We start from the raw sequence: 15,896 nt of genomic DNA, 5'->3' as shown, positions 1-15,896 counted from the left end.
CCACTACGCTTTATCCGTCCCTCTCGCTGCTCCGTGCCTCACCCCCCCCGGCAGGAGCCTCGCTCGCGTATGGAGAACCCGTGACCGCCCCCGCCCTTCCCGACCTCACCACCTACGACGGCGTGCTGTTCGATCTCGACGGCGTCCTCACCCCGACCGCCGAGGTGCACATGCATGCGTGGCGGACGATGTTCGAGGAGCTCTTCGCCGCGTGGGACGTCACCCCGCCCTACAGCGACGCCGATTACTTCGCCCACCTCGACGGCAAGAAGAGGTACGACGGCGTGGCGAGCCTGCTGCGCAGCCGGGACGTCGAGGTTCCCTGGGGAGAGCCGTCCGATGCCTCCACCGCCGACACGGTCTGCGGAATCGGCAACCGCAAGAACGACGTCTTCGCCCGGGTGCTCCGAAGCGAGGGCATCGCCCCCTACCCCGGATCGGTCGCCCTTCTGGACGTCCTCATCGCCGCGGAGGTGCCCATCGCGGTGGTGTCCAGCTCGAAGAACGCCGAGGAGGTGCTCGCCGTCGCCGGCATCCGCGACCGCTTCTCGGTCGTGATGGACGGCGTCATCGCCGAGCGCGACCATCTGGCCTCCAAGCCCGCGCCCGACGTCTTCGCCGAGGCGGCTCGGATGCTGGGCGTCGACCCCGCGCGCAGCGCGGCCGTCGAAGATGCCCTGAGCGGCGTGCAGTCGGCCGTGGCCGCTGGTTACGGGCTCGTGGTCGGGGTCGACCGTGGCGCCGGTGCCGAGACCCTGCGCGACGCCGGCGCCCACGTCGTGGTGAGCGACCTCGCGGAGTTCGTCGAGAAGGCGATCCCGGCATGATGGACCGCGACCGGTTCCCCGTCGATCCCTGGCGGCTGATCGAGAAGCGGTTCTCCCTGGAGGATCAGGGCGTCACCGAGACGCTGTTCTCCGTCGGCAACGGCTACGTCGGACTCCGGGGGAACACGCCCGAGGGGCGGCACGCCCACGAACACGGCACGTTCATCAACGGGTTCCACGAGACCTTCCCGATCCACCACGCCGAGCAGGCCTACGGCTTCGCCGAGGTCGGCCAGATCATCGTCAACGCGCCCGACGCCAAGATCATGCGGGTCTACGTCGACGACGAACCGCTCTCGCTCGACGTGGCGGACGTGCGCGAGTACCACCGCGAGCTCGACATGGAGAGCGGCGTGCTGCGCCGCCGTGTGCTCTGGGTGACCCCCTCCGGCAAGGAGGTGCTGATCGAGGACGAGCGCATGGTGTCGTTCGAGGAGAAGCACCTGGTGATCCTCCGACTCGACGTCACCGTGCTGAACGCCGACGCCCCGGTGACCATCAACTGCCAGCTGATCAACCGGCAGGACGGCGAGGACGTCTACGGCGGGTCTCCCGCGCCGGCGAAGAAGGCCGGATTCGACCCCCGGCGCAGCGACAAGATCCACGAGCGGGTGCTCCAGCCCAAGGAGTACTGGCAGGATCGCGACCGCTCGGCCCTGGCGTACCAGGTGACCGACTCGGGGATGACGCTGGCCGTCGTCGCCGACCATGTCGTGGAGACCGAGAACCACTACTCGGCACGGGGTATCGTCGAGCCCGACATCGCCAAGAACGTCTTCCGCGTGCAGGCGCGAGCAGGAGTCCCCATCCGGGTGACCAAGCTCGTCAGCTACCACACCTCGCGGGGCGTCCCCGCCCGGGAACTGGTCGACCGCTGCCGGCGCACCATCGACCGTGCCCTGGCCGAGGGCGTCGCACACCAGTTCGACCGGCAGCGGGCGTGGCTGGACGCGTTCTGGGCGCGCAGCGACATCCGGATCGAGGGCCAGCCCGAGATCCAGCAGGCCACCCGCTGGTGCCTGTACGAGCTGGCGCAGGCCGCCGCGCGGGCCGATCAGCAGGGCGTGCCGGCCAAGGGCGTCACCGGATCGGGCTACAGCGGCCACTACTTCTGGGACACCGAGGTGTACGTCCTGCCGTTCCTGGCCTACACGACGCCGCTGTGGGCTCGCAACGCGCTGCGGATGCGCTATCTCATGCTGCCCGCCGCGCGCCGGCGCGCCTACCAGCTCAACGAGGCCGGCGCCCTCTTCCCCTGGCGCACCATCAACGGCGAGGAGGCCTCGGCCTACTACGCCGCCGGTACCGCGCAGTACCACATCAACGCCGACGTCTGCTTCGCCCTGGCGAAGTACGTGCGGGCGACCGGCGACACCGACTTCCTGTACCGCGAGGGGGTGGACATCGCCGTCGAGACCGCGCGGCTGTGGACCACGCTGGGGTTCTGGCGCACGTCCAACGGCGACGCGATCGAGTCGTTCCACATCCACGGCGTCACCGGGCCCGACGAGTACACCACCGTCGTCAACGACAACCTCTTCACCAACGTCATGGCGCGCTTCAACCTGCGTTTCGCCGCCAGGACGCTTCGGGACATGGCCGAGGGCGATCCCGATGCCTACCGCGCGACGGCGGAGCGGCTGTCGCTGGATCCGGCCGAACCGGAGCATTGGGAGCGCGCGGCCGAGGCCATGCACATCCCCTTCAGCACGGCGCTCGGCATCCACCCGCAGGACGAGATCTTCCTCGAGCGCGAGGTGTGGGATCTCGAGGCGACGCCGGCCGACAAGCGTCCGCTCCTGCTCCACTTCCACCCGCTGGTCATCTACCGCTACCAGGTGCTCAAGCAGGCCGACGTCGTCCTCGCCCTCTTCCTGCAGGGGGAGCATTTCTCCGACGAGGACAAGCTCGCCGACTTCGAGTACTACGACCCGCTGACGACGGGGGACTCCACCCTGTCGGCGGTGGTGCAGACGATCCTCGCCGCCGAGGTCGGCTATCAGGAGCTGGCGCTGGACTACTTCCGGCAGGCGATCTTCGTCGATCTCGCCGACCTCCACCACAACGCGGCCGACGGCGTGCACGTCGCCTCGGCGGGTGGGGTGTGGACGGCGCTCGTCAGCGGCTTCGGCGGCATGCGCGATCACGCCGGCGAACTCTCGTTCGACCCGCGTCTGCCCGCCGGATGGGAGGAGCTGTCGTTCCCGCTCCGGTGGCGTGACACTCCGGTCTCCGTGGCGATCCGCGCCGCCGAGATGCGAGTGCGGATCGAGGGGGAGGTGCCCCTGATCTTCAGCGTGCGCGGGACGCCCTACGTGGTCGCGCCCGGAGAGGAGGTCGTCGTTCCCCTGGAGAACCAAGGACCGGTCATCCCCGGCCGGCCGTCGCTGACGCAGTTCGCCGATGTGCGACTCGAGGACGGCACGACGCTGTCGGCGTCGGTGCCGACGGTCACCGCCTCCATCCCGATCATCACCTCCCCGGTCCCCGCAGCGGCTGGGGAGCCGGAGCCCGCGACAGAACGGTGATCCCGTTCGTTGCGGAGGGGGAGGAGACGGCAGAACGGATGTCGGAGGCACGCCGTAGGCTGTTCGGGTGACCACCGCCCTGTACCGCCGCTACCGTCCCGAGGCGTTCGGCGAGATGATCGGGCAGTCGCAGGTCACCGAGCCGCTCATGACCGCGCTGCGCAGCGATCGGGTCGGCCACGCCTACCTGTTCTCGGGTCCTCGCGGCTGCGGGAAGACGACGTCGGCGCGCATCCTCGCCCGCTGCCTGAACTGCGCCGAGGGTCCCACCGACACTCCCTGCGGCACCTGTGAGAGCTGCGTCGAGCTGGGGCGGGGCGGTGGCGGTTCGCTCGATGTGGTCGAGATCGACGCAGCCTCCCACAACGGCGTGGACGATGCGCGAGATCTTCGGGAACGGGCGGTGTTCGCCCCCGCGCGCGACCGCTTCAAGATCTTCATCCTCGACGAGGCGCACATGGTCACCCCGCAGGGCTTCAACGCCCTGCTGAAGCTCGTCGAAGAACCGCCCGAGCACGTGAAGTTCATCTTCGCCACCACCGAGCCCGAAAAGGTCATCGGCACGATCCGGTCGCGGACGCACCATTACCCGTTCCGGCTCGTGCCGCCCGCCGCGATGCTGGAGTACGTCCAGACGCTCTGCGAGAGCGAGGGCGTGACGGTCGAGACGGGCGTGCTCCCGCTCGTCGTGCGTGCCGGCGGCGGGTCGCCTCGCGACACCCTGTCGCTGCTCGACCAGCTGATCGCCGGGTCCGATGGCCCGGTCGTGCGATACGAGCGCGCCGTCGCTCTGCTCGGCTACACCCACGGCGAGCTGCTGAACGAGGTCGTCGACGCCTTCGCCGCAGCCGATGCCGCCGCCGCGTTCGCGGCGGTCGATCGCGTGGTGCAGACCGGGCAGGACCCGCGCCGTTTCGTCGACGACCTGCTCGAGCGGCTGCGGGACCTCATCATCGTCGGCGCCGCCGGACAGGGGGCGGCCGCGGTCCTGCGTGGGACGTCGGAGGAGGACCTGGCGCAGATGATGCGGCAGGCCGATGCCTTCGGCGTCGAGCGGCTCTCACGCACCGCCGACATCGTCATCGGCGCTTTGGACGACATGACCGGAGCGACCTCGCCGCGTCTGCAGCTCGAGCTCATGATCGCCCGCGTGCTGACGCACACCGGCTCGACGGTGGGAAGTGTCGGAGCATCGCCGGCCGCGCATGTCGTGGCCGCGCCGGCGCCGCCTGCGCATGTCGTGGCCGCGCCGGCGACGCCGCCGAGCCCGGCGGCCGTGACCCCGGCGGCGTCCTCCGGCGCGGAGTCCTCGCCGCCCGCCGAGGATGCGACCGACGTGCCCGCGACGGCCGCGCCGACACCGGTGCAACCGGTCGCCACACCGCCGGCCGGGCCCGTGACACTCGATCTCATGCGCAACGCCTGGCCGGAGGTACTGGCGCGGCTCGAGGATCTGAGCCGTTCGTCGTGGCTGGTCGCCTCGACCGCACGCGTCGCCGGCCTGCAGGACGACGTGCTCACGCTGTCGTTCCAGAGTCAGGCCGATCTGGTGAAGTTCAAGCAGCGGACCGCCGGCGCGGGACCCAGCGAAGACCTCCGTACCGCGATCCAGGGTGTCCTGGGCATACGGGTGAAGTACCTCGCCCGCCATGACGCCGGTGCCGGCGACGCGCCCCGCGACGAAGGTCCGCGCGACATCGGTGGGGAAGATGGGCCTCCGCCGCCACCGGATCCCCACGACGACCCCGGCCCCTCCGATCCTCCCGGTCGGGGCGGAGGAGCGCACCAGGCAGCCGCGGCGCGGCCTCCGCGGGGCGCGCCGATGCGCGGAGCGACCGATCGTTCGGTCGCGTCCGCGCCGGGCGGATCGGCGACCGGCGCCGTGGCGTCGGTCACGGAGTGGGCTGTGGCCCCGATCCCCGGCGGCGCAGGCGCCGCCGATGCCCGAGCGATGCCGGCTCTGGCCGTCGACGACGATCCGGAAGACGCCGCGATCGAGGTCGCCCGCGTCCGGGCGGCATCCGCGGGCCCCCGACGCGAGGGTCAGGTGCTTCCCGCCTCCGAAGTCGTGTCTTCGGCCGAGCCCGACGACGATTCAGACGCGGAGGTGGCGCCGACGGCCGTCGACGTGCCGGTGCCGCCGGTCATCGCTCCGCCGATCGTGCCGCCCGCGCGATCCTCCGGGGGCATGCAGAGGTACGGTGAGGCGGTCGTCCGCCAGGTGCTGGGTGCACGATTCGTCCGCGAGGAGCCGCACCAGGCACCGACGAGGTTCGGCTGATGTACGACGGCATCGTTCAGGACCTGATCGACGAGTTCGGCCGTCTTCCGGGCATCGGACCGAAATCGGCGCAGCGGATCGTTTTCCACATCCTGCAGACGCCGAACTTCGACGTCTCCCGCCTGGCGCACCTGCTCGCCGACGTGCGGGAGAAGGTGCGCTTCTGCGAGATCTGCGGCAACGTCTCCGAGCAGGAGCGCTGCGCGATCTGCCGCGACCCGCGTCGCAACGCCACGCTCATCTGCGTGGTCGAGGACGCCAAAGACGTCGCCGCGATCGAACGGACTCGGGAGTTCCGCGGGCTGTACCACGTGCTCGGCGGCGCCATCAGCCCGATCGCGGGAATCGGACCCGACGACCTGCGGATCGCGTCGCTCATGCAGCGCCTCGCCGACGGCACCGTGCAGGAGGTCATCCTCGCCACGAATCCCAACCTCGAGGGCGAGGCGACGGCGACGTACCTCAGCCGATTGCTCCACACACTGCAGATCACCGTCACCCGGTTGGCCTCGGGGCTGCCGGTCGGAGGCGACCTCGAGTACGCCGACGAGGTGACCCTCGGGCGCGCCTTCGAAGGCCGGCGCTCGATGTGACCGCACCCGTCACCGCCCCTCCGGCCGGAGGTCGGTTCAGCACGCGCGGCTGGATCCTCTTCGCGGTCATGTCGGTGCTCTGGGGCATGCCGTATCTCTTCATCAAGGAGGCCGTCGAGACGATCTCCCCGGCGGGTGTGGTCGCGGGCCGAACGCTTGCCGCTGCCCTGCTGCTGCTGCCCTTCGCGCTTCGCGCGAAGGCGATGCGCCCCGCGTTCGCCAAGATCGGGTGGGTGCTGGCGTTCGGAGCGGTCGAGATGGCGGGACCGTTCTTCCTGCTCAGCCACGCCGAGTTGACGCTGTCGTCAGGTCTGACCGGACTCCTCGTGGCCACGGTGCCGCTGTTCGCGGCGGTCATCGCCGTCGTCGGCGGTGACCGTGCCGTCCTCCGCCCCTCCCGGATCCTCGGCCTCGTGATCGGATTCGTCGGCGTGGGCGTGATCGTCGCCGGGCCCGCCATCTCCGAGGGCGACGTCGCCGCCGGCCTCGTCGCCGTCGGCGAAGTGCTGCTGGTGGCCGTGCTCTACGCCACCGCTCCCTTCATCGTCGCCCATAAGCTGCGCGACGTTCCTCCGCTCGGCACCATCACCGTTTCGCTCCTGGCGGTCGGACTGTGCTACCTCCCGGTGGCGCTGATCGTGCAGCCGGCCCCACCGAGCGCGCGGAGCCTCTGGGCGCTCGGCCTCCTCGCCGTGCTGTGCACGGCGCTCGCTTTCATCGCCTTCTTCGCCCTGATCCGCGAGGTCGGCCCCGCCCGTGCGCCGCTGTTCACCTACGTCAACCCCGTCGTCGCCATCCTTCTCGGGGTGATCGTTCTCTCCGAACCCCTCACCGTGGGACTGCTCCTCGGCTTCCCGCTGGTCATCCTCGGCTGCTGGCTCGCCGCCACGGGCGGCACCCTCCGGCCGCGTCGCCCCGCGGTCGATCCGCCACCGGTCGCCCCGGGCTGATCAGCGCAGCACCTCGACCAACGCGATCCACGACACCAGCAGCGCGGAGGCGATCGTCAGGAGCGCGGCAGCGGCGGCGGCATACAGCCCGGCGGGGTGACCGACGACGAGCGCGAACCCGGCCACAGCGTAGGCGGCGATCGGCACGAAGCCGATCACGGCCTTCACCGCCGCCGGTCGCGTGTCGTCACCGGGTGGGGGCGTGCGGACGATGACACGCGCCGCATGTCCCTGGAAGAGGGCGGCGATCAGGGTGAGGACGAGGACGGTCACGCCGTAGGCGACGGCGCCGAGGTCGGGGACCAGGCCGATCGCCGCGATCGAGAGGGCGACCACGAGGGCGACGATGCCGGCCCCCAGACGGGCCGTGACGGTCGTCGCCTGGATGACCTCTCGGATGTTGACGCTCGCGGCGACGATCACCAGGCCCGCGAGAGCCGCGGTGGCACCCACGATCGCCACGTTGAAGTCCGACCACGCAGCCAGGTCCGCCGTCATGGTCGGCAGGCTACATGGAAGTCGGGGAATGCGAACGTCCGTAAGATGGTGCATCGGCGCGCCGTCCCGTCGCGCGCCGTCGCCGGGCGCTGTGGCGCCAGACGTACGCGGGGGTCTTGCACGTGGCGTTGATCGTCCAGAAATACGGTGGCTCGTCGGTCGCCGATGCCGAGAGCATCAAGCGGGTCGCCAAGCGGATCGTCGACACCCGGCGCGCCGGTCACGAAGTCGTCGTCGCCGTCAGTGCGATGGGCGACACCACCGACGAACTCCTCGAGCTCGCGGGCAAGGTCGCGCCGATGCCGGCTCCGCGCGAGCTCGACATGCTTCTGTCCAGCGGCGAGCGGATCTCGATGGCGCTGCTGGCGATGGCCATCCACTCGATGGGCTTCGAGGCGCGATCGTTCACCGGCAGCCAGGCGGGCATGATCACGGATGCGACGCACGGTGCGGCGCGCATCGTCGACGTCACGCCGGTACGCCTTCGAGAGGCGCTCGATGACGGGGCGATCGTGATCGTCGCGGGTTTCCAGGGGTTCAACCGCGACACCCGCGACATCACCACGCTCGGTCGCGGCGGGTCGGACACGACCGCCGTGGCCCTGGCCGCCGCGCTCGAGGCCGACGTGTGCGAGATCTACAGCGACGTCGACGGGATCTTCACCGCTGACCCGCGGGTCGTGCCCAAGGCGCAGAAGCTGGGGAGCATCTCCAGCGAGGAGATGCTCGAGCTCGCGGCCAACGGGGCGAAGGTGCTCTACATCCGCGCGGTGGAGTACGCCCGCCGGCACGGGGTGCTGATCCACGCACGTTCGACGTTCAGCCCGGACGTCGGGACGTGGGTCGTCGGTCCGGGCCAGAGTCTTCCCGACGGGGAAAAGGGAGAGAACATGGAAGAGCCGATCGTCGCCGGAGTCGCCACCGACCTCAGCCAGGCCAAGATCACCGTCATCGGTGTTCCCGATGTACCCGGCAAGGCGGCGGACATCTTCAAGATCGTGGCCAAGTCGGGCGCGAACGTCGACATGATCGTCCAGAACGCCTCCGCAGCGGCGACCGGTCTCACCGACATCTCCTTCACTCTGCCGAAGTCCGACGCGACGGCGGCACTGAAGGCCCTCGCCGGCGAGCAGTCGGAGGTGGGGTTCCAGAGCCTCGTCCACGATGACCAGATCGGCAAGCTCTCGATCGTCGGTGCCGGGATGCGCACGCATTCGGGCGTCGCGGCGACGCTGTTCGAGGCTTTGAGCGTCGCGCGGATCAACATCGAGATGATCTCGACATCCGAGATCCGCACCTCCGTCGTCGTCCGGGGTGACAACCTCGGCGAGGCCGCCCGCGTCGTCCATACCGCCTACGGTCTCGACGGCGAGACCGAGGCTGTCGTCTACGCCGGCACGGGGCGCTGACCCGCGGCCGGGTCATCGCCCAGGATCCCCCGCACGAAGGCGTCGACAGCGGCGTCGGTCGAGATCTCCGGATCGATCGACACCGTCAGCCTGTCCAGGACCAGCCCCTCCAGGGCGTAGTGGAACAGCGCGATCTCGAAGTCGCCCCCGGGGAGGCCCGCACTCCGGTTGAACGCGACGTCGGCGGCGAAGCCCGTGCGCATCCATTCCCCCAGGGGGACGGCGATCTCCGGATTGCGCGCGGCCTCGATGCGGAGGGTGAACAGCGCGAGGGAGACGTCGCGGTCGGCCAGCAGTCGGCGGACGATGTCACGCGCGTAGTCGGCGAACAGAGAGGGCGTCGGGGCGCGATCCTGCCACGGGGCGTACACCGTCGGGTCCGGCGCCAGTCGCTCGCCGATCCGGTGCACCAGCGCCGCGATGAGCGCGGCGCGGTTGCGGAAGTAGTTCGAGGTCGTGCCCACAGGCACGCCGGCCTGAGCGTCGACGGCCCGATGGGTCAGTCCCCGCATCCCCTCTCGCGCGATGACGGACAGTCCCGCGTCTGCGAGCGTCTGCCGCCGTGCATCGTTCCGGGCCACGCCCTCACCCTAGCGTGACCACGACATCTGTCGTATGTTAACCACAACAGATGTTGTGAAAGGTGAAGCCATGACGGACCTCGTCTACTACGTCGCGACCAGTCTCGACGGGCGGATCTGCGCGCCCGACGGGGGGTTCGAGGCCTTTCCGGTGACCGGTGATCACCTGGAGGCGATTCAGGTCGACTGGGCGGACACGCTCCCCTCCGCCTTCTACGAACAGTCCGGATCGACCGCGCCACGCGAGAGGTTCTCCACCGTGCTGATGGGATGGAACACCTTCGCCGCCGGACTGAGCGTGACCGACTCGCCGTACGCGCATCTCGACCAGATCGTCTTCTCGCGCACCCGCACCCAGGCCGACGTGGGTGCGGGGGTGCGCGTGGAGCGGGGGGACCCCCGCCGTGTCGTGGCAGACCTGAAGGCGCGCGGCGGCGGTGACATCTGGCTTTGCGGGGGAGGCGATCTCGCCGGGCAGCTGCTCGACGACATCGACCGTCTGGTGCTGAAGGTCAATCCCGTCGTCTTCGGCGACGGGCGTCCGCTCTTCGCCGCCGGCTATGACCCGACGGCGTTCACCCTGGAGACCAGCCGGACCTTCCGCTCCGGCGTCCTCATCAACGAGTACGCCCGTCGTCGTCCGGGAACGTGAGGCGCATGTCCAGCCTCGCGCTCTCGCATCCGCGTATCGGCTCCATCCAGTTCGCCGTCTCCTTCGGTGCCGCCGCACTCGGCTGATCGAGGCGGGCCAGCGGCGTCACACAGGAAAAGGCCCGCAGCCCGAGCGATAGACTCCCTACCCATGGCCCGCATCTCCGACTCCGGTCTGTCCCTCGCCGTCGTCGGTGCCACCGGTCAGGTCGGCACCGTCATGCGCGAGATCCTCCTGGAGCGCTCCTTCCCGATCCGTGAGCTCCGACTCTTCGCCACTTCCCGCTCCGCGGGCACCGCGGTGGACTTCGCCGGGCACACGGTGGTCATCGAGGACATCGCCACCGCCGACCCGCAGGGCATCGACATCGCCCTCTTCTCGGCCGGCGCGACCGGCAGCCGGGCACACGCGCCGCGTTTCGCCGAGGCGGGCGCCGTCGTCATCGACAACTCCAGCGCCTGGCGCATGGACCCCGAGGTGCCCCTCGTCGTCAGCGAGGTCAACCCCCACGCGATCGACGAGGCCGCCAAAGGCATCATCGCCAACCCGAACTGCACGACGATGGCGGCCATGCCCGTGCTGAAGCCGCTCGACGCCGAGGCGGGTCTCGAGCGGCTGATCGTCAGCACCTACCAGGCGGTCAGCGGATCGGGACTGGCGGGCGCGGAGGAGCTGCTCGGCCAGGTCGAGGGTGTGCTGGCACAGGGCGAAACGCTCCGTCTCGTCCATGATGGCTCCGCGGTGGACTTCCCCGAGCCGAAGAAGTACGTCGCACCGATCGCCTTCGACGTGATTCCGCTCGCCGGCAACCTCGTCGATGACGGCGAGAACGAGACCGACGAGGAGAAGAAGCTCCGCAACGAGAGCCGCAAGATCCTCGAGCTTCCCGACCTCCGTGTCGCGGGCACCTGTGTGCGGGTACCGGTCTTCACCGGCCACTCGCTCAGCATCCACGCGGAGTTCGCCCGCGAGCTCTCGCCGTCACGGGCAGCCGAGATCCTCGCCGATGCTCCCGGGGTCAGTCTCGAAGAGGTGCCGACGCCGTTGCAGGCGGCGGGGAAGGACGCAAGCTTCGTCGGCCGGATCCGCGCCGACCAGTCGGCCCCCGAGGGGCGAGGACTCGTCCTGTTCATCAGCAACGACAATCTCCGCAAGGGCGCCGCTCTCAACGCGGTGCAGATCGCCGAGCTCGTGGCATCCCGACGGTTCGCAGGAGCCGGCGCCTGACCCACCGGTCTTTCGACGACGAGAAAGTTCCGCCATCCTTTCGGCGCTCGGACCCGTGCTCTGATCGGGAGGTTTTCCGCGGCGCGTAGAATCGTTCCGTGACTGATTCCTCCGATTCCGAGACCCCACCGGCGGCACCAGACGAGGTCATCGACGTCGTCTTGATCGGCGGGGGCATCATGTCGGCCACCCTCGGAACTCTGCTCAAGGAAATCCAGCCCGACTGGAAGATCGTCGTCTACGAACGACTGAGCGACGTGGCCCTGGAGAGCTCCAACGCGTGGAACAACGCCGGGACCGGTCACGCAGCGTTGTGCGAGCTGAACTACATGCCCGAGGGCCCGGACGGATCGCTCGACCCCGCCAAGGCGATCGCGATCAACGAGCAGTTCCAGCAGAGCCGCCAGCTGTGGTCATCCCTGGTCGACCGGGGTGTGCTCGACGAGCCGTCCACTTTCATCAACGCCACCCCGCACATGACCTTCGTCACGGGTGAGAAGGACGTCGCCTACCTCCGGAAACGCTACGAGGTCCTCAGGCAGCAGCCGCTCTTCGCCGGCATCGAGTACAGCGAGGACTCGCGGGTCATCAACCAGTGGGCCCCGCTGCTGATGAAGAAGCGCAGGAAGGGCGAACCGTTCGCCGCGACGCGGGTCCCCAGTGGGACCGATGTCGACTTCGGTGCGCTCACCCGTCAGCTGTTCGACGACCTCGTCGAGAAGGGCGCGGAGGTCGTCACCAATCGCGAGGTGAAGAAGATCCGGCGAGCCAAGGACGGCACGTGGCGGGTGCAGTGGCGCAACACCATCGGCCACACCCCCGGGGAGACCCGCGCGCGGTTCGTGTTCGTCGGCGCGGGCGGATGGGCCCTGAAGCTCCTGCAATCCAGCCGCATCCCCGAGATCAGCGGATACGGAGTCTTCCCGATCGGGGGGCAGTGGCTGAAGACCAGCAATCCCGCCCTCGTTGCGCAGCACCGCGCCAAGGTCTACTCCCAGGCCTCGGTCGGGGCGCCGCCGATGTCGGTGCCGCACCTCGACACCCGCGTCGTCGACGGCGAGGCCTCGCTGCTGTTCGGCCCGTTCGCCACCTTCAGCCCGAAGTTCTTGAAGCACGGCAAGATCACCGACATCGTCGCGCAGGTCAGACCGGGGAACATCCTGCCGATGCTGAAGGTCGCCGTCGACAACCCCGGGCTCATCAGGTACCTCGTCGGCGAGCTGCTGAAGAACCACGCGCGCAAGGTCGACAGTCTCCGTGACTTCATGCCGACCGCGCGTGACGAGGATTGGGAGCTGCTGCAGGCCGGTCAACGTGCGCAGGTCATGAAGAAGGATCCGAAGAAGGGCGGCGTGCTGCAGTTCGGCACCGAGGTGGTCACCTCGGCGGACGGCACGATCGCCGGGCTTCTCGGAGCCTCGCCCGGGGCGTCGACGGCGGTGTCGATCATGCTCGGGCTGCTGAAGACGTGCTTCCCCGACCGGATCGCTGAGTGGGAGCCGCGGTTGCAGCAGCTGATCCCGAGCTACGGCCACACGCTGAACCCGCGGCCCGAGGTCGCCGAAGAGGTGCTGTCCGAGACGGCAGAGGCGCTCGCGCTCACCGCGTGATCTCGGCGATCGCTACGCTGGCGCGGTGGGGATCGCGAAGAGCGTGGTGGTCGCGGGGCTGCTGCTGGCATCCGCCGGCGGCATCTCGGCGGCGGGATCGAGTGCGGCGGGATCGAATGCAGCGGAGGCCGTTGCGGCTGACGTCGACGATTTCTCCTACGACTCCTTCACGGGGGAGTACTGGCTCGGGCGGGAGCCGAGCGGACGCAGTGCGCTGTTCACGACCGAGACGATCGTCGCTCGGTTCCCCGAGTTCGACCAGAACCGCGGCATCGTCCGTGCCATCCCGAAGGCCGACTCGGGCGTGGATCATGACACGTCCGTCGTCAGCGTCACGGGTGAGGGCGGGGAGCCGATCCCGTGGTGGACGGAGGAGGATGACGAGTTCGTCTACGTTCTGACCGGAGACGACTCCTACGTGCGCGGCGCGCAGACCTACGTCATCTCCTACACGATGACCGACGTGGTCGTGCGTTACGACGACACCGACGCCGACGAGTTCACGTGGGACACCGTCGGCACCGATCACGCGCAGCCCTTCGATGCCGTCGAAGCCGTCGTCTATGTGCTCGGTGACCCGGCCGACGACCTGCTGCCGGGGCGTGCGTACTGCTACACCGGACCCGCGGGCTCGACGGATGTCTGCGACATCCGGGAGGCGGCCCCGCCGGCGGCGCTGGACGGGGCGGTCGCGGTCTGGGCTGCCGGTCTCGGTGCCGGCGCCGCGCCGTCGGTCGACGCCTCGTTCATCGCGGATGACACCGGGCTCGGTCCCGACGAGAACCTCACCGTCTCGCTCGGCTTCGCCACCGGTACGTTCGCCGCCGTCTCTCCGCCGCCCCCGCCGCCCTACCCGTGGTGGGAGTGGATACTGCCCGGGTTGGGGCTTCTGTGCGGTATCGGTGGCCTTCTCTTCCTGGTGGTGCTGCGAGGGGTGCTGCGGCGAAATCCCGACCGGTCGCCGGTGGTCGTTCACTACACCCCCGCCGAGGACGAGTCTCCCACGCTGTCGGCGGGGGTGTGGGGTGTTCCCGAACGCGCTCTGGCCGCGCACATCGTCGATCTGGCTGTCCGCGACAAGGTCGAGATCATCGGCTCGGGTGACAGGGCCGAAGCGGACGACTTCTCCGTCGTCCTGCGGGATGAGACCGGGCTCGCCCATGACGATCGCCGCGTCGTGACGGCGTTGTACGGCAAGGATGCCGCTCCCGGCGACCGGGTCGATCTCGGGGCCTTCACGCGCAACCCGCCCAGTCGCGCCGTGGCTTATGTGCGCCAGATCGATCGGGCCACCATCGATCGCGGGTACCGGACCGCCACGCCCGGCTGGATCGGACGCGTCCGGAGCCTCCTTCAGTTCGCCGGCCTGACCACCGGCATCCTCCTGGCCTTCTTCCTCGACGAAGTTCCGTCGGTGATCCAGGACGTGGGCGAGATCGGCGGGTGGATCTACGGGCTTGCGATCGCCAGCGCGTTCGCGGCGTTCATCGTCCTGCCCTTCTTCTCCGTGCCGGGTTCGACCCTGACCCTCGCCGGGGGACGCCACCGTACCTACCTCGAGGGCATCCGCCGCTACCTCTCGCTCGTGGAGGAGGATCGCCTCCGGGCGGCCCAGGCGCCGGCGACGGCGGATCTGGTCTCCTCCGGCCGTCGCCCGTTCGCCGAAGCGCCGGGAGCGCCCGGAGCCGACGTGGTCAACCTCTATGAGCGACTGCTGCCCTACGCGGTACTGTTCGGGATGCAGCAGGACTGGATCGACGTGATCCGCACCGCCGGGCACGTGCCCACGGACGCGGCGGGTGCACGTGCGGCCCTCTTCGACGCGGTCACCACCGACTCCCTGTCGCGGGCGTCCTCCTCGATCGGTCGCCTCGCGGCCACGCCGGTCTCGCGGAGCGGATCGTTCTCGTCGTCCCGTTCGTCGTCTTCGAGCAGCTGGTCGTCATCGGGCAGCTCCGGCGGCGGGGGGTTCTCGGGAGGCGGGGGAGGCGGCGGCGGATTCGGCGGCCGGTGATCGGATCCGCCGGGGCCTAGACTCTCGGGGTGGCAAAGCTGTATTTCCGCTACGGCGCGATGAACTCCGGAAAGTCGACCGCTCTGCTGCAGGCCGCCTACAACTACGAAGAGCGCGGACAGCATGTGCTGCTCGCCAAGCCCGCGATCGACACCAAGGACGCCGCCAAGGTCTCCAGCCGCCTGGGGGTCACCCGCGACGTCGACTTCCTCGTCGGGCCCGACGACGACATCCGCCTGCTGTTCGGCGAGCACCGTGAGCGCGTCCGGCGAACGGCAGAGGATGCGCTCGTTCCCGAGGCGGGGGAGACGAGCCCCGACGTGGCCTGTCTCCTCATCGACGAGGCCCAGTTCCTCACGCGCGAGCAGGTCGATGATCTGCTCCGCATCGTCGTTCTCGACCGTGTGCCGGTTCTCGCCTACGGCATCCGTACCGATTTCCGCACCGATGCGTTCCCCGGGTCCGCACGGCTGATGGAGCTCGCCCACAGTCTCGAGGAGCTGAAGACGATCTGCCGGTGCGGGAGCAAGGCGCTCTTCAACGCCCGGCTGGTCAGCGGCCGGTTCGTCTTCGACGGCGACCAGGTCGCGATCGACGAGCTCTCGGCCGACCGCGTGACCTACGAGTCGATGTGCGCGGAGTGCTACCTGCGTGAGTCGGGCGGTCGTCTCGACGGGCGGTAGTTCTGTGCGGTTGCATGTGGTCTGACCACAGAGTAGGGTGGCC

13 protein-coding genes are annotated in these 15,896 nt (G+C 69.5%); 11 read left to right on the top strand and 2 right to left on the bottom strand.

Annotation, left to right across the window (positions count from 1 at the left end; all coding sequences use genetic code 11):
• Window positions 1–80: 80 nt before the first annotated feature.
• The 5 genes from V6S02_RS10175 (at window position 81) to V6S02_RS10155 (ending at window position 7,179) form a co-directional block, all read left to right on the top strand.
• Window positions 81–827, top strand: a complete 747-nt coding sequence (locus V6S02_RS10175) for an HAD family hydrolase (protein WP_336400722.1) — start codon at window positions 81–83, stop codon at window positions 825–827.
• On the top strand, window positions 824–3,355 hold the full coding sequence (locus tag V6S02_RS10170; RefSeq protein WP_336400721.1) for a glycoside hydrolase family 65 protein: 2,532 nt from the start codon (window positions 824–826) through the stop codon (window positions 3,353–3,355). Before V6S02_RS10175 ends, V6S02_RS10170 begins: the two co-directional genes overlap by 4 nt.
• Before the next feature lie 67 nt (window positions 3,356–3,422).
• Complete coding sequence (locus V6S02_RS10165) at window positions 3,423–5,636, top strand: DNA polymerase III subunit gamma and tau (RefSeq protein ID WP_336400720.1); 2,214 nt, start codon at window positions 3,423–3,425, stop codon at window positions 5,634–5,636.
• Complete coding sequence (gene recR, locus V6S02_RS10160; protein WP_124293862.1) at window positions 5,636–6,229, top strand: recombination mediator RecR; 594 nt, start codon at window positions 5,636–5,638, stop codon at window positions 6,227–6,229. Before V6S02_RS10165 ends, recR begins: the two co-directional genes overlap by 1 nt.
• The gene (locus tag V6S02_RS10155) at window positions 6,226–7,179 is read left to right on the top strand and encodes a DMT family transporter (RefSeq protein WP_336400719.1); all 954 of its coding nucleotides are present in this window, start codon (window positions 6,226–6,228) and stop codon (window positions 7,177–7,179) included. The genes recR and V6S02_RS10155 overlap by 4 nt, the downstream gene beginning before the upstream one ends.
• Here V6S02_RS10155 and V6S02_RS10150 read toward each other — a convergent pair whose 3' ends face one another.
• Complete coding sequence (locus tag V6S02_RS10150) at window positions 7,180–7,677, bottom strand: hypothetical protein (RefSeq protein ID WP_124293861.1); 498 nt, start codon at window positions 7,675–7,677, stop codon at window positions 7,180–7,182.
• Between the two features lie 122 nt (window positions 7,678–7,799).
• Here V6S02_RS10150 and V6S02_RS10145 point away from each other — a divergent pair, with 122 nt between their 5' ends.
• Window positions 7,800–9,086: an aspartate kinase gene (locus V6S02_RS10145; RefSeq protein ID WP_124293860.1), complete on the top strand. Its 1,287-nt coding sequence runs from the start codon at window positions 7,800–7,802 to the stop codon at window positions 9,084–9,086.
• On the opposite strand, the gene V6S02_RS10140 is transcribed toward V6S02_RS10145, so the two are convergent.
• On the bottom strand, window positions 9,065–9,667 hold the full coding sequence (locus V6S02_RS10140) for a TetR/AcrR family transcriptional regulator (RefSeq protein WP_124293859.1): 603 nt from the start codon (window positions 9,665–9,667) through the stop codon (window positions 9,065–9,067). The two genes, V6S02_RS10145 and V6S02_RS10140, sit on opposite strands and share 22 nt — an antisense overlap.
• A 70-nt stretch (window positions 9,668–9,737) precedes the next feature.
• Between V6S02_RS10140 and V6S02_RS10135 the strand changes: the two genes are divergently transcribed.
• From V6S02_RS10135 to V6S02_RS10115, 5 genes are all read left to right on the top strand, one after another.
• On the top strand, window positions 9,738–10,319 hold the full coding sequence (locus tag V6S02_RS10135) for a dihydrofolate reductase family protein (protein WP_336400718.1): 582 nt from the start codon (window positions 9,738–9,740) through the stop codon (window positions 10,317–10,319).
• A 150-nt stretch (window positions 10,320–10,469) separates the two neighbouring features.
• Complete coding sequence (locus tag V6S02_RS10130; RefSeq protein ID WP_336400717.1) at window positions 10,470–11,546, top strand: aspartate-semialdehyde dehydrogenase; 1,077 nt, start codon at window positions 10,470–10,472, stop codon at window positions 11,544–11,546.
• Between the two features lie 98 nt (window positions 11,547–11,644).
• Entirely contained in the window at window positions 11,645–13,156 is a 1,512-nt protein-coding gene (locus tag V6S02_RS10125) for a malate:quinone oxidoreductase (RefSeq protein WP_336400716.1), read from the top strand.
• 25 nt (window positions 13,157–13,181) lie between these two features.
• On the top strand, window positions 13,182–15,170 hold the full coding sequence (locus tag V6S02_RS10120; protein WP_336400715.1) for a DUF2207 domain-containing protein: 1,989 nt from the start codon (window positions 13,182–13,184) through the stop codon (window positions 15,168–15,170).
• A gap of 29 nt (window positions 15,171–15,199) precedes the next feature.
• Window positions 15,200–15,853 (top strand): thymidine kinase, encoded by a 654-nt coding sequence (locus tag V6S02_RS10115; RefSeq protein ID WP_336400714.1) that lies wholly within the window; start codon window positions 15,200–15,202, stop codon window positions 15,851–15,853.
• Window positions 15,854–15,896 lie beyond the last annotated feature (43 nt).

Origin of the sequence: Microbacterium sp. CCNWLW134 (genome assembly GCF_037083565.1) — a bacterium.
Lineage (GTDB): Bacteria > Actinomycetota > Actinomycetes > Actinomycetales > Microbacteriaceae > Microbacterium.
This window is presented reverse-complemented; position numbering and strand designations above follow the sequence as displayed.